The sequence below is a fragment of the Bacillus hominis genome, from assembly GCF_018332515.1.
Classification (GTDB): Bacteria; Bacillota; Bacilli; order Bacillales; family Bacillaceae_G; genus Bacillus_A; species Bacillus_A hominis.
In genome coordinates this window covers 1-13,486 of sequence record NZ_BOQD01000073.1, presented here as the reverse complement: position 1 = coordinate 13,486, position 13,486 = coordinate 1, and the positions used below count along the sequence as shown (strand labels likewise).

Genomic DNA, 13,486 nt, shown 5'->3' with positions numbered 1-13,486 from the left:
GAGTGAAAATTTCATCTTGAAAAATTATTAATATTTATTCGATAATTACGCTTATTTTTAGTATTTAGTAATTTTTACTATGTTGTAAGTTGAAAAAAGAGAAAAGAAGTCTTACATCAGAGGTCGAATAATTGAAATGCGGGGGAGTCTTATGTCAGTAAAATCCGATAGTCGTCACCTATATTTGCGGGTGATTGATCACATCAAAGGAAAAATTAAAGATGGGGCTTACAAAGAAAAACAAAAGTTACCTTCAGAGTTTGATCTAGCGAAAGAACTTGGTGTAAGTAGGGCAACTTTAAGGGAAGCACTGCGCATTTTAGAAGAAGAAAATGTTGTTATTCGTAGACATGGTGTAGGGACATTTGTAAATGCGAAGCCGTTATTTTCTTCTGGAATAGAGCAACTTTCTAGTATTACAGATATGATTTCTAGTGTGGGGAAAACACCAGGAACAATCTTTTTATCATCATCTACAACAACTTTAACAGAAGAAGAAAAAGAGAAATTTAATTGTGAAGATGGTTTTAGCGCAGTAATGATTGAACGTGTTCGTACAGCGGATGGGGAACCAGTTGTGTATTGCATTGATAAACTAGCAAAAGAGATATTACCAGATTTATCGGGATACAATGAGGAATCGTTGCTTACAGTAATACATAATAATACGCACAAGCGTATCACATACGCAGTTGCTCACATTGAACCGATTGGTTATCACCCGAAAATTTCACCGATTTTAGAATGTGAACCTGAAACGGCACTGCTAGTTTTAAAACAAATGCACTATGATCAAAATGATGAGCCAATCTTATATTCTATTAATTACTTTAGAGCTGATAAGTTTAGCTTCCACGTATTAAGAAAACGTATGTAGGGAAGTTCCTTTTTAGGGAGGTGACAGCAAGAAGTAAGGGACAGCAGCGTATGAATCATTAGACAAAACATTTCAGGAGGGGTTTCTAGTATGAAGAAAAAAACAGGTCTTTTATTATCGTTAACGTTAGCAGCGAGTACGGTGTTAGGTGCATGTGGTAACTCGGATAAAGCGGATAGTGACAAAAAAGGGGATAAAGAGTTTAAGGTTGGTATGGTTACAGATGTTGGGGGCGTTGATGACAAATCATTTAACCAATCAGCTTGGGAAGGTTTAACGAAATTTGGTAAAGACAACGATTTAAAGAAAAATGAAGGATATCGTTACCTTCAATCAAGTAAAGATGCAGACTATATCCCGAATTTAACGAAATTTGCGAAAGATAATTATAACACAACATTTGGTATTGGATTTTTAATGCAAGACTCGATTGAAAAGGTTGCAAAACAATATCCGAAAGAGCAATTTGCAATTGTAGATACTGTTGTGAAAGCACCGAATGTAACAAGTATTACATTTAAAGACCATGAAGGTTCATTCCTAGTTGGTGCTGTAGCAGCAATGACAACAAAATCAAATAAAGTTGGATTTATTGGTGGCGTGAAGAGTCCATTAATTACAAAATTTGAATCAGGTTTCAAAGCTGGTGCAAAAGCAGTAAACCCAAATATCGAAATCGTATCACAATATGCTGACGCATTTGATAAGCCAGAAAAAGGATCTATATTAGCTTCAGCAATGTACGGTGGAGGCGTTGACGTAATTTACCATGCTTCAGGTGCGACTGGTAACGGTGTATTCACAGAAGCGAAAAATCGTAAGAAAAAAGGTGAAAATGTTTGGGTAATCGGTGTTGACCGTGATCAACATCAAGAAGGTATGCCTGAAAACGTAACATTAACTTCAATGGTAAAACGCGTTGATATTGCGGTAGCAAAAGTAGCACAAGAAGCGAAAGATGGTAAGTTAGAAGGCGGTAAAGTAGAAGAGTTTGGTTTAAAAGATGAAGGTGTCGGTATCGCGAAATCAACTGACAATGTGAAAAAAGTAAACCCAGAAATTTTAACAAAAGTAGAAGAGTTTGAGAAGAAAATCACTGCTGGTGAAATTAAAGTACCTGCGACTGATGAGGAATATAAAGCATACGAAGCTGCTCTAAAGAAATAATGATAGAGAAATAGCAAAGGTTAGTTCTTAGAACTAACCTTTGTATATATAAAAATACTTTTAATAGAGTGTAATTGGGGAGTGTTCCCTGCTAGAAGGAGGAACAAAATGGAATACGTAATTGAGATGAACAATATTACAAAAGTATTCCCAGGCATTGTAGCGAATGATGATATTACGCTGCAAGTAAAACAGGGAGAGATACACGCTTTACTTGGAGAAAATGGTGCAGGGAAATCAACGTTGATGAATGTACTGTTCGGTTTGTATCAACCAGAACAGGGCGAAATTAAGATTAAAGGAAACCCTGTAAAAATTACAAATCCGAATATAGCAAATGACCTTGGAATTGGGATGGTCCATCAGCATTTTATGCTTGTTCATAATTTTACAGTTACAGAGAATATCATTCTTGGAAATGAGCCGAAGAGAAAAGGGAAGATAGCTGTTGAAGAGGCTGCAAAAGAAATTAAACAATTATCTGAACAGTACGGTTTAGCTGTTGATCCATATGCAAAGATTGAAGATATTTCGGTTGGGATGCAGCAAAGGGTTGAAATATTAAAGACGCTTTATCGTGGTGCGGAGATTTTAATATTCGATGAACCGACTGCAGTGTTAACTCCTCAAGAAATTCATGAGTTGATTCAAATTATGAAAAAGCTTGTGCAAGAAGGAAAATCTATCGTTCTTATTACACATAAATTAAAAGAAATTATGGAAGTTTGCGATCGTTGCACAATTATTCGTAAAGGTAAAGGAATTGGTACAGTTGACGTTGCGAAAATGGATGAACATAAACTTGCAGAATTAATGGTCGGACGTCAAGTGAATTTTAAAACAGAAAAAATAGAGGCCAAACCGAAAGAGGAGGTTCTATCTGTTGCGAATCTTGTCGTTCATGATGCACGCCAATTACCTGCTGTAAAAGGCCTTGACTTAACTGTTCGTGCAGGAGAAATCGTTGGTATTGCAGGGATTGATGGAAATGGACAAAGTGAATTAATAGAGGCAATTACTGGTTTACGAAAAGTTGAGTCAGGTTCTATTGCAATTAAAGGAAAAGAAATAACGAATTGGCCTGTTCGAAGAATTACAGAGGAAGGAATTGGTCATATTCCAGAAGACCGTCATAAACACGGGCTTGTGCTTGATTTTTCTGTTAGAGATAATATAGTTTTGCAAACGTACTATAAAAACCCATTCTCAAAGAAAGGGATTTTAAACTTTAGTAAAATCACACAAAAAGCAAAAGCACTTATTGAACAGTTTGATGTACGTACACCTAGTGAACAAACCTTAACCCGTGCACTATCTGGTGGAAACCAGCAAAAGGCAATTATCGCACGTGAAGTGGATCGTAATCCGGATTTATTAATTGCAGCACAGCCAACACGTGGTTTAGATGTAGGTGCGATTGAATTTATTCATAAAAAATTAATCGAGCAGAGAGATAATGGGAAAGCAGTATTACTTCTATCGCTAGAACTGGATGAAATTTTGAATGTAAGTGATCGAGTTGCTGTTATATATGAAGGGAAAATTGTGGCAATTGTCGATGCGAAAGAAACAAATGAACAACAGCTTGGTTTGTTGATGGCTGGCGGAACGGAGAAAGAGAAGGTGAATACAAATGGCTAAAAAATTTTTAACGGAGCGAACAATTAACATTTTAGTTCCTATATTATCCGTTATTTTTGGTTTACTTGTTGGTGCCATTGTAATGTTAGTTAGTGGATATGATCCAATTGTTGGGTATGCAGCGCTTTGGGAAGGAATGGTTGGAAATCCGCAAGCAATTGGTGAAACATTACGTACGATGATTCCACTTGTGTTAGCAGGACTTTCTGTGGCATTTGCATTCCGTACAGGTCTTTTTAACATCGGAGTAGAAGGGCAATTATTAGTCGGTTGGCTTGCTGCTGTTTGGTTTGGGTATGCAGTATCATTACCGGCAATTTTACATATCCCGTTGTCAATTTTAGTAGCGGCGATAGCTGGTGGTTTATGGGGATTTATCCCGGGGTATTTGAAAGGGAAATTTAAAGTAAATGAAGTAATCGTAACGATCATGATGAATTATATTGCACTTTACGTAACGTATGATCTAATTAAGCGCTTTTTACATGAGGCGAATGAGAAATCGTATGACATAAAATCTAGTGCTTCTTTATCTTCTGAATGGCTATCTTCTTTAACGGATGGTTCTCGTTTGCACTGGGGAATTATCGTAGCGATTTTAATTGCGATTATTATGTGGTTCTTATTGGACAGAACGACATTGGGATACGAATTGAAATCTGTTGGATTTAATCAACATGCTTCTCAGTATGCGGGGATGAAAGTTTCTCGAAATGTTGTGCTATCTATGACGATTGCAGGTGCATTTGCAGGGATTGGTGGTGCTATGGAAGGGCTTGGTACATTCCAAAACATGACAGCGATGTCTTCGTTTACAGGTATTGGATTTGATGGGATTGCGGTAGCTCTTCTTGGAGGGAATAATCCGTTTGGTATATTATTATCGGCTTTACTGTTCGGCGGTTTGAAAAGTGCAGCCCCACAAATGAATTTTGAAGCAGATGTACCTTCTGAGTTAATTAATGTTATTATCGCATGTATTATTTTCTTTGTTGCTTGCAGTTATGTTTTACGCTGGGCACTTACACGCATGAGCAAGGAGGGAAAATAAATGAGCTTTTTAGATATTTTAGCCATTCTTGTGACTGGTACGTTATATACGGCAGCGCCACTTATTTTTACGGCGTTAGGTGGAGTGTTCAGTGAACGTTCCGGAGTTGTAAATATAGCATTAGAAGGTTTAATGTTATTTGGTGCATTTACTGGTATCGTTACAACGTTATTAATGGGTGATACGTGGGGAGCAATGACTCCTTGGATTGCACTATTATTTGCAGCTATTGGTAGTGGGTTATTTGCACTTCTTCACGCAGTAGCATCCATTACATTCCGCGCAGATCAAGTAGTAAGCGGGGTAGCGATTAACTTTTTGGCTCTCGGTTTAACAGTATTTGCGATTAAGAAAATCTTTGGTAAAGGACAAACTGATTTTATTCAATACCGAATTGAAAAAATCGATGTTCCAGGGCTTTCGGATATTCCGGTAATCGGGAAAATCTTTTTCTCAAATGTACCGTTAACATCGTATATTGCTATTATTTTAGCTTTTGTTGTCTGGTACATTATTTATAAAACGCCGTTCGGTCTTCGTCTTCGTGCTGTTGGTGAACATCCAATGGCAGCAGATACGATGGGGATTAATGTATATAAAATGCGTTATATTGCAGTTTGTATATCTGGAATGTTTGCAGGAGTGGGTGGTGCGGTCTTCGCAATGTCGATTTCTGGTAACTTCTCAGGTGCTACAATTACTGGACAAGGTTTCTTAGCACTAGCAGCTATGATCTTTGGTAAATGGAATCCACTCGGTGCTCTTGGAGCAGCACTGTTCTTCGGATTTGCTCAATCACTTGGGATAACAGGTGGTACAATTCCTGTATTAAAAGAAATTCCAAGTGTATTCTTAACGATATTACCGTATGTATTTACAATATTAGCACTCGTTGGTTTTGTAGGCCGATCTGAAGCTCCGAAAGCATTAGGAACGCCTTATGAAAAAGGAAAACGATGAGTATTTAAAAAGTATAAGAAAAGCTCGCACATTAGTGCGGGCTTTTTTACATAGAATATATGTAATACGGAATTTTACTATGTTCCTTACATATTAAAGTTTTTAGAAAGACTCAAATGTAAGCATAATAAGGAAGAAAAGTTGATTTTTTATTTCTAAAAACTGTATATTGAAGAGGAATATTCCTACATACGTAAAGGAGGGCTATTAATGAAACTAATGGAACAGCAACTGCATGAATTAGGTGGCTTGCGAGTACATATTATTCCGACTGATAAATATAAAACAAATACCTTTGTATTTCGTTTGAAAGCACCTTTAAATGAGGAGACGGTGACAGAGCGCGCCCTATTGCCATACGTATTGCAAAGTGCGACAGAAAAACTGCCTTCTGTAATTCGTCTTCGTCAATATTTAGAAGAATTATATGGATCTTCTTTAGCGGTAGATGTAAGTAAAAAAGGGGAAGACCACATCATCTCTATTTATGTAGACATTGCAAATGAAACATATTTACGCGATGCACCACCGTTATTTGAAAAAGCGCTTTCTATGTTATCTGATATTGTTTTACATCCAGCAACAGAAGGGGATGGTTTTCTATCTTCTATTGTAGAAAGTGAGAAACGAGCACTTTTGCAAAGAATTGAAGCTACTTATGATGATAAAATGCGTTATGCAAACGAGCGTTTAATTGAAGAAATGTGCAAAGTAGAACCATATCGCTTAAGTGCAAATGGGAAAAAAGAAAGTGTTGCTTCTATTACAAATGAAAGTTTGTATCAATATTATCAAAAAGTGTTAGCTGAAGATGAAATGGATTTATATATCATTGGTGACATTTCAGAAGATGCCATGGAGCTTGTAAATAAGTATTTTTCGATTTCACCTCGCGCTAGGAAAGAAAGAAATGTACTTCTTCATAAACGAAATAATGAAGAAAAAGAAATTGTTGAAAAACAAGAACTAAAGCAAAGTAAATTAAATATCGGCTATCGCACATTCATTACGTATAAAGATGAAGATTATTTTGCATTACAATTGTTTAACGGATTATTTGGAGGATTTTCTCATTCGAAGTTATTTGTAAATGTCCGTGAAAAAAATAGTTTAGCGTACTATGCAGCATCGAGATTTGAAAGTCATAAAGGTTTGCTCTTCGTTATGTCTGGAATTGAAGCGAAGAACTTTGAAAAGGCTGTTGAAATTATTAAAGAACAGATGAAAGCAATGCAAAACGGTGATTTTTCAGAGGAAGAGATTCAGCAAACGAAAAGTGTAATTCAAAATCAAATCTTAGAGGCAATTGATACACCACGTGGTTTTGTTGAAATGCTTTATCACGGGGTAATATCGGAGCGTACGCGTCCAGTTGAAGAATGGCTAACGGGCATAGAAGGCGTGACGAAAGAAGAGATTGTGAAAGTTGCTAATAATATTGAACTAGATACAATTTACTTTTTACATGGAACGGAGGGAGAATAAATGGAGAAAATTGTGTATGAGCAATTAAAAGAAACGCTATATTATGAAAAACTTCCGAATGGATTAGACGTATATATCTTACCGAAACAAGGCTTCAACAAAACATTTGCAACATTTACGACGAAGTACGGTTCTGTTGATAATACATTTGTTCCACTTGGAAAAGAAGACATGACTCGTGTACCAGATGGAATTGCTCATTTCCTTGAACATAAATTGTTTGAAAAAGAGGACCATGATGCGTTTCAATTGTTTAGTAAACAAGGTGCTTCAGCGAACGCTTTTACATCTTTTACAAGAACCGCTTATCTCTTTTCCTGTACATCAAATGTAGAGGGAAATTTAAATACGTTGTTAGACTTTGTACAAGAACCGTATTTCTCTGAAAAAACGGTTGAAAAAGAAAAAGGTATTATCGGTCAAGAAATTCAAATGTACCAAGATAACCCAGATTGGCGTTTATACTTTGGGTTAATCGATAGTTTGTTTGTGAAACATCCAATTAAAATTGATATTGCAGGGACAATTGAGTCTATTAGTAAAATTACAAAAGACCTACTGTATGAATGTTATGAGACTTTTTACCATCCAAGCAACATGTTATTATTTGTTGTTGGAGCGATTGATCCTGAAAAAACAATGGATTTAGTTCGTGAAAATCAAGCGAAAAAAGATTACGAAAATCAACCGGAAATCGTTCGCTCTTTTGAAGAGGAACCAGAAGAAGTAAATGAAAAGAAAAAAATTATTTCAATGCCTGTTCAAACTCCAAAATGTTTAGTTGGTATTAAGGCAACGAATTTAAAAGAAAAAGGGCAAGCCCTTTTAAAACAAGAAATTGCGCTTACATTACTTTTGGATTATTTATTTGGCAAAGGATCAGTTCATTACGAATCTTTATATAATGAAGGTCTTATTGATGATTCGTTCTCGTATGACTATACAGAAGAAAATAACTTCGGTTTTGCAATGGTTGGTGGAGATACGAAGCAACCTGATGAATTGGCAGAGCGATTAAAAGGGATTTTACTGCAAACGAATTATGATCAGTTAGATGAGACTGCGCTGGAACGGGTGAAGAAAAAGAAAATTGGTGGATTTTTACGATCGTTGAATTCACCTGAATATATTGCAAATCAGTTTACACGATATGCGTTTAATGAATCTAGTTTATTTGATGCTCTTACAGTGTTAGAAGGATTAACTGTTCAAGACCTACAACAAGCAGCAAAAACATTATTAATTGAAGAGAAAATGAGCATCTGCCAAGTGTTACCAAAAAAGTGAAGTAATATTTGAATAAAAAACGCAGTATCTATATCCCTCATCTTACCGTTTGGTTATTGCCAAATGGTAAGATGAGGGTATTATTTATTTATACATAAAAGATAAGAGAGGGAATTTATGAAAAAGTATGCATTAGTAACTGGAGGAAGCGGAGGGATTGGCTCTGCTATTTCGAAGCAGTTAATCGCGGATGGTTATACAGTCTATATTCATTACAATAAAAGCGAAGAGAAGGTAAGGGAGTTACAAAAGGAATTTGATGTAGTGATTCCTGTGCAAGCAAATTTAGCTTCTATCGATGGAGCGGAGGAACTGTGGGGACAAATCGAACATCCTATTGATGTGATTGTATACGCAGCTGGAAAGAGTATCTTTGGATTAGTAACAGATGTTACGAATGAAGAATTAGATTATATGGTGGAGCTTCAAGTGAAGAGTGTATATAGACTTCTATCGATGGCGCTTCCACCGATGATCGGGCGGAGAAGTGGTAATGTTGTCATTATTTCATCCATATGGGGGCAAATAGGAGCATCTTGTGAGGTGCTGTACTCAATGGTAAAAGGTGCACAAAATTCGTATGTGAAGGCTTTAGCGAAAGAAGTTTCTTTAAGTGGATTGCGCGTTAATGCGGTAGCACCAGGTGCGATTGAAACGGAAATGTTAAATGTATTTTCAGAAGATGATAAAAATGAAATTGCTGAAGATATTCCATTAGGTAGAATAGGACTACCCGAAGAGGTAGCAAAAACAGTATCCTTCCTTGTTTCGCCAGGAGCTTCTTATATTACGGGGCAAATTATCGGAGTGAATGGCGGTTGGCATTGTTAAAAATTTCTTACATAAAAAATAAAAAAATGTACAAATTAAGCATGATTCTATTACTCAATAGTGAGGTGCTTAAACATGTCAGTGTTAGATAATTTTGATCAGTGGAAGAGCTTTTTAGGAGAACGTTTAGAACAAGCGGGAGGAAAAGGGCTTGATGGCGGTGCAGTATCAGATATGGCATTTCGTGTTGGTGATTATTTAGCAAATGAAGTAGAAGCGCGCAACGATCAAGAAAAATTATTGTCTGAGCTTTGGAAAGTTGCTGACGAACAAGAACAACATACAATCGCAAATTTAATGGTGAAGTTTGTACAACATAAGTAAAAGTAGAGAGGAGAAGCTCCTCTCTCTTTTTTTGTATAATAATTAGGAGGAATAGATTATACATTTAGCTTCCCTATTAAGGTGAAATCATATAATATAGTACGTAGGTGTAAAGTAAGCGTGGGGGAGTGATCTTGGATGATTGAATGGTATTTTGAATATGAAATACATAAAAACCGACCTGGCTTACTTGGTGACGTTTCTTCGTTAATCGGTATGCTTGGCATCAATATTGTCACAATTAATGGTGTAGATAATGCACGACGTGGACTTTTGCTTATGTGTGATAATCAAGAACAAATCTCTAGACTTGAATCAATTTTAAATACGATGGATAATATAACGGTAACGAAATATCGTCCGCCAAAGCTTAGAGATAAACTAGCAGTTAGACATGGTAGGTACATACAACGAGATGCAGATGACAAGAAAACATTTCGATTTGTGCGTGATGAATTAGGATTACTTGTAGACTTTATGGCGGAGATAATGAAAAAAGAAGGTCATAAACTAATTGGGATACGAGGAATGCCTCGTGTCGGAAAAACAGAATCTATTGTTGCCGCAAGTGTTTGTGCAAATAAGAGATGGTTATTCGTATCATCTACTCTCATTAAGCAAACTGTTCGTAGCCAATTGATTGAAGATGAGTATAGCGACGATAATATTTTCATACTAGATGGAATTGTGTCGACAAAGCGTGCCAATGAAAGACACTGGCAGCTCGTTCGTGAAATCATGAGATTGCCTGCAACGAAAGTTGTAGAACATCCGGATGTGTTTGTGAGTCAGTCAGAATACACATTGGATGATTTTGATTATATTATCGAATTGCGTAACGATTATGATGAAGAAATTCAATATAATTTAGTAGATGAAATTGAGCAAGGTACGCAAAATAATTTCTCTATGTTCGACTTTTAAAGAAATATTGAGGTGTTAGTAGTGACGGAATTAGGACAAAAGCTGACAGAAGCAAGAGAAGCGAAAGGCTTGTCTATTGATCAGCTGCATGAAATTACAAAAATTCAAAAACGCCATTTAGTAGCGATTGAAGAAGGCAATTATGATGTGTTGCCAGGAGCTTTTTATGCGCGTGCATTCATTAAACAATACGCAGATGCGGTTGGATTAAATGGAGAGGAACTGCTTGTAGAATATCAGAGTACGATACCACAATCTGAAAGACACGATGTTCCGCAAGTATCAACTGGACAAAAAACACAAGAAACAATGCAAAAATCTTCATCATGGCCAATTGCAGATCATATGCCAAAAATTTTGATTGCGTTGTTAGTAATCGCATGTGGAGTGGTAGTCTGGTTTGTTATTCAAGCGTTAACTGGAAAAGATGATAGGCAAGTTCCAAATGCTCAAAGTGAGAAAATTGAGGTTCAAAAAGCAAAAAATTCTCCGCTAGATACGAAGAAAGATGAAGCGAAAGCGGAAGAACCAAAAAAAGAAGAACCAAAGAAAGAAGAGCCAAAGAAAGAGGAACAAAAAGGACAGCCAGCTGGTGAGAATGAAATTAAGTTAGTTGGGACCGATAAGATAACATCTACTTTGGAAATTCATAATAATAAAGCGTTAGAATTGGAAATTACAACAAAAAACGCAAGTTATGTAGGTATTAAAAATGAGGCAGGAAATGATATCTTTAGCGGTACTTTACAGGCAGGCCAGACCCAAAAATATGATTTATCAACAGCGAAAGAGGTAAACCTTAATATAGGAAGTGCACCGAATGTTGAATTTAAATTGAATGGCCAAGTCGTTACATTCCCATTGAATCCGGACGAGAATTATCATCAGAAATTCTTGATTAAAAATCTAGGGATAGGGCAAGCTGCGCAATAACAGTCATCGCTTCGATGACTTTTTTCAATGAACAAATGTTTTTGATATGATGGAGGAATAGCTGTGAATTTACCAAATAAAATTACAATATCTAGAATCTGCTTAATTCCAATTTTTATGGTAATTATGCTAGCGCCCTTTGAGTGGGGCTCATTTATAATTGGTGATGTAGAGTTACCGATTCAACATTTAGTAGGGGCGCTTATCTTTATTATTGCTTCGGCTACAGATTGGATTGATGGACATTATGCAAGAAAGTATAATCTTGTAACGAATTTAGGGAAATTCCTTGACCCGTTAGCAGATAAATTACTTGTTTCGGCAGCACTTATCACGTTAGTAGAGATGCAATACGTACCTGCTTGGATCGTTATTGTAATTATAAGCCGTGAGTTTGCAGTAACAGGTTTACGCCTTGTACTTGCTGGAACAGGGGAAGTAGTTGCAGCAAATCAGTTAGGGAAAATTAAGACATGGACACAAATTATTGCGATTGCAGCATACTTATTACATGATGTACCGTTAAATTTACTTCATATTCCAGTTGCAGATATTTTCATATGGATTGCATTATTCTTTACCGTTATTTCAGGATGGGATTATTTCTGGAAAAATAAAGATGCTTTTGTAAACTCAAAATAGAAGTTTATGGGGGAATTGGGATGAATGCTGAAATTATTGCGGTTGGAACGGAATTATTACTTGGACAAATTGCAAATACAAATGCCCAGTTTTTGTCTGAAAAGTTAGCTTCAATCGGAATTAACGTGTACTACCATACTGTTGTTGGGGATAATAACAAGCGGTTACAGAAGGCAATTGAAGTTGCTGAAGAACGAGCTGATATGCTCATTTTTACAGGTGGATTAGGACCGACAAAAGATGATTTAACGAAAGAAACAATAGCGTCTAGTTTAGATGAAGAGCTTGTGTATGATGAAAAGGCATTAACATCGATAAGCGATTATTTTAAGCGTACAGGCCGTGAATTTACGGAGAATAATAAAAAGCAGGCGCTCGTTTTAAATGGATCGACTGTATTTGCGAATGATCACGGTATGGCGCCTGGTATGGGATTAAATAAGAACGGAAAAGTTTATATTTTATTACCAGGACCACCAAAAGAAATGAAGCCGATGTATGTAAGTTATGTAGAGCCTTTTTTACGTAACTTTACAACGGGGGAAAATATTTATTCTCGTGTTCTTCGCTTTTTTGGTATTGGTGAATCTCAATTAGAGGTGAAAGTCCAAGATTTAATTGATGGACAGACGAATCCAACTATTGCACCACTTGCAAATGATGGGGAAGTGACATTACGTTTAACTGCGAAACATCATGATGCTGATGAGGCGGAGAAGCTGATTCAGCATGTGGAAGATTTGATTTTAGAAAGAGTAGGAGAATTTTTCTACGGATATGACCAAGATTTCCTTCATTACAAGGCAATAAGGCTATTGAAGGAAAAAGGGTTAACTTTAGCGTGTGCAGAAAGTTTAACAGGTGGTCTTTTTGGAAACCAAGTAACAGAAAATGCAGGTGTTTCGTCTGTATTTAAAGGCGGTGTCATTTGTTATCAAAATGATGTGAAGCAACAAATTTTACATGTACCTGAAGAAGTGTTACGTACTGACGGCGCGGTTAGTAAACAGTGTGCTCGTTATCTTGCTGAAAATATAAAGAAACTGTTAAATGCAGATATCGGGATTAGTTTTACTGGGGTGGCAGGACCGGATGCTTCAGAGCATAAAGAACCAGGGACAGTATTTGTTGGATTGGCGATTCAGGATGAACCGACTGAAATCTTCTCTCTTAATTTGAGTGGAAGTCGTCAACAAATTCGAGAACGCTCTGCAAAATATGGATTTTATCATTTATATAAAAAGCTAGAAGAGATATAAATTTCTTCTAGCTTTTTTTTGTGGGTAAATCGAGTTTTATTTGATAGAAAATAAAAAAATCGAATAAATGTTCGATTTTTGTTGGCAAATTGAATTGAAAATAGG

General features: G+C 36.4%; 13 protein-coding genes. All 13 read left to right on the top strand.

Features of this window, described 5'->3' with window-relative positions; genetic code table 11:
• Positions 1-151: 151 nt before the first annotated feature.
• The gene (locus tag KI356_RS08830; protein WP_002121705.1) at positions 152-877 is read left to right on the top strand and encodes a GntR family transcriptional regulator; all 726 of its coding nucleotides are present in this window, start codon (positions 152-154) and stop codon (positions 875-877) included.
• 90 nt (positions 878-967) lie between these two features.
• Positions 968-2,044, top strand: a complete 1,077-nt coding sequence (locus KI356_RS08825; protein ID WP_212935273.1) for a BMP family lipoprotein — start codon at positions 968-970, stop codon at positions 2,042-2,044.
• 108 nt (positions 2,045-2,152) lie between these two features.
• On the top strand, positions 2,153-3,685 hold the full coding sequence (locus tag KI356_RS08820) for an ABC transporter ATP-binding protein (RefSeq protein ID WP_212935272.1): 1,533 nt from the start codon (positions 2,153-2,155) through the stop codon (positions 3,683-3,685).
• Positions 3,678-4,736, top strand: a complete 1,059-nt coding sequence (locus tag KI356_RS08815; RefSeq protein ID WP_128281254.1) for an ABC transporter permease — start codon at positions 3,678-3,680, stop codon at positions 4,734-4,736. Before KI356_RS08820 ends, KI356_RS08815 begins: the two co-directional genes overlap by 8 nt.
• Positions 4,737-5,696, top strand: a complete 960-nt coding sequence (locus KI356_RS08810) for an ABC transporter permease (RefSeq protein ID WP_088059889.1) — start codon at positions 4,737-4,739, stop codon at positions 5,694-5,696.
• A 210-nt stretch (positions 5,697-5,906) separates the two neighbouring features.
• Positions 5,907-7,181 carry an EF-P 5-aminopentanol modification-associated protein YfmF gene (yfmF, locus tag KI356_RS08805; RefSeq protein ID WP_212935271.1) on the top strand — a complete coding sequence of 425 codons (1,275 nt, stop codon included), beginning with the start codon at positions 5,907-5,909 and terminating at the stop codon, positions 7,179-7,181.
• The gene (gene yfmH / locus KI356_RS08800; RefSeq protein WP_212935270.1) at positions 7,182-8,468 is read left to right on the top strand and encodes an EF-P 5-aminopentanol modification-associated protein YfmH; all 1,287 of its coding nucleotides are present in this window, start codon (positions 7,182-7,184) and stop codon (positions 8,466-8,468) included.
• A 117-nt stretch (positions 8,469-8,585) separates the two neighbouring features.
• Positions 8,586-9,299, top strand: coding sequence for an elongation factor P 5-aminopentanone reductase (ymfI, locus tag KI356_RS08795; RefSeq protein WP_212935269.1), 714 nt, complete (start codon positions 8,586-8,588; stop codon positions 9,297-9,299).
• Positions 9,300-9,374: 75 nt separating this feature from the next.
• A complete protein-coding gene (locus KI356_RS08790; RefSeq protein WP_000114449.1) occupies positions 9,375-9,623 on the top strand; it encodes a DUF3243 domain-containing protein in 249 nt (82 codons plus the stop codon).
• A gap of 138 nt (positions 9,624-9,761) precedes the next feature.
• Entirely contained in the window at positions 9,762-10,547 is a 786-nt protein-coding gene (locus tag KI356_RS08785; RefSeq protein ID WP_000574107.1) for a DUF3388 domain-containing protein, read from the top strand.
• Positions 10,548-10,568: 21 nt separating this feature from the next.
• Complete coding sequence (locus KI356_RS08780) at positions 10,569-11,480, top strand: helix-turn-helix domain-containing protein (RefSeq protein ID WP_212935274.1); 912 nt, start codon at positions 10,569-10,571, stop codon at positions 11,478-11,480.
• 63 nt (positions 11,481-11,543) lie between these two features.
• The gene (gene pgsA, locus KI356_RS08775; protein ID WP_128281259.1) at positions 11,544-12,122 is read left to right on the top strand and encodes a CDP-diacylglycerol--glycerol-3-phosphate 3-phosphatidyltransferase; all 579 of its coding nucleotides are present in this window, start codon (positions 11,544-11,546) and stop codon (positions 12,120-12,122) included.
• A gap of 20 nt (positions 12,123-12,142) precedes the next feature.
• On the top strand, positions 12,143-13,381 hold the full coding sequence (locus KI356_RS08770; RefSeq protein WP_212935268.1) for a competence/damage-inducible protein A: 1,239 nt from the start codon (positions 12,143-12,145) through the stop codon (positions 13,379-13,381).
• The last annotated feature ends 105 nt before the right edge of the window (positions 13,382-13,486 follow it).

Excerpts from the sequence above, each read along its gene's own strand:
- KI356_RS08810 (WP_088059889.1), top strand. The coding sequence starts at position 4,737 with ATGAGCTTTTTAGATATTTTAGCCATTCTTGTGACTGGTACGTTATAT.
- yfmF (WP_212935271.1), top strand. The coding sequence starts at position 5,907 with ATGAAACTAATGGAACAGCAACTGCATGAATTAGGTGGCTTGCGAGTA.
- KI356_RS08820 (WP_212935272.1), top strand. The coding sequence starts at position 2,153 with ATGGAATACGTAATTGAGATGAACAATATTACAAAAGTATTCCCAGGC.
- yfmH (WP_212935270.1), top strand. The coding sequence starts at position 7,182 with ATGGAGAAAATTGTGTATGAGCAATTAAAAGAAACGCTATATTATGAA.
- KI356_RS08785 (WP_000574107.1), top strand. The coding sequence starts at position 9,762 with ATGATTGAATGGTATTTTGAATATGAAATACATAAAAACCGACCTGGC.
- KI356_RS08830 (WP_002121705.1), top strand. The coding sequence starts at position 152 with ATGTCAGTAAAATCCGATAGTCGTCACCTATATTTGCGGGTGATTGAT.
- ymfI (WP_212935269.1), top strand. The coding sequence starts at position 8,586 with ATGAAAAAGTATGCATTAGTAACTGGAGGAAGCGGAGGGATTGGCTCT.
- KI356_RS08825 (WP_212935273.1), top strand. The coding sequence starts at position 968 with ATGAAGAAAAAAACAGGTCTTTTATTATCGTTAACGTTAGCAGCGAGT.
- KI356_RS08815 (WP_128281254.1), top strand. The coding sequence starts at position 3,678 with ATGGCTAAAAAATTTTTAACGGAGCGAACAATTAACATTTTAGTTCCT.
- KI356_RS08770 (WP_212935268.1), top strand. The coding sequence starts at position 12,143 with ATGAATGCTGAAATTATTGCGGTTGGAACGGAATTATTACTTGGACAA.
- KI356_RS08790 (WP_000114449.1), top strand. The coding sequence starts at position 9,375 with ATGTCAGTGTTAGATAATTTTGATCAGTGGAAGAGCTTTTTAGGAGAA.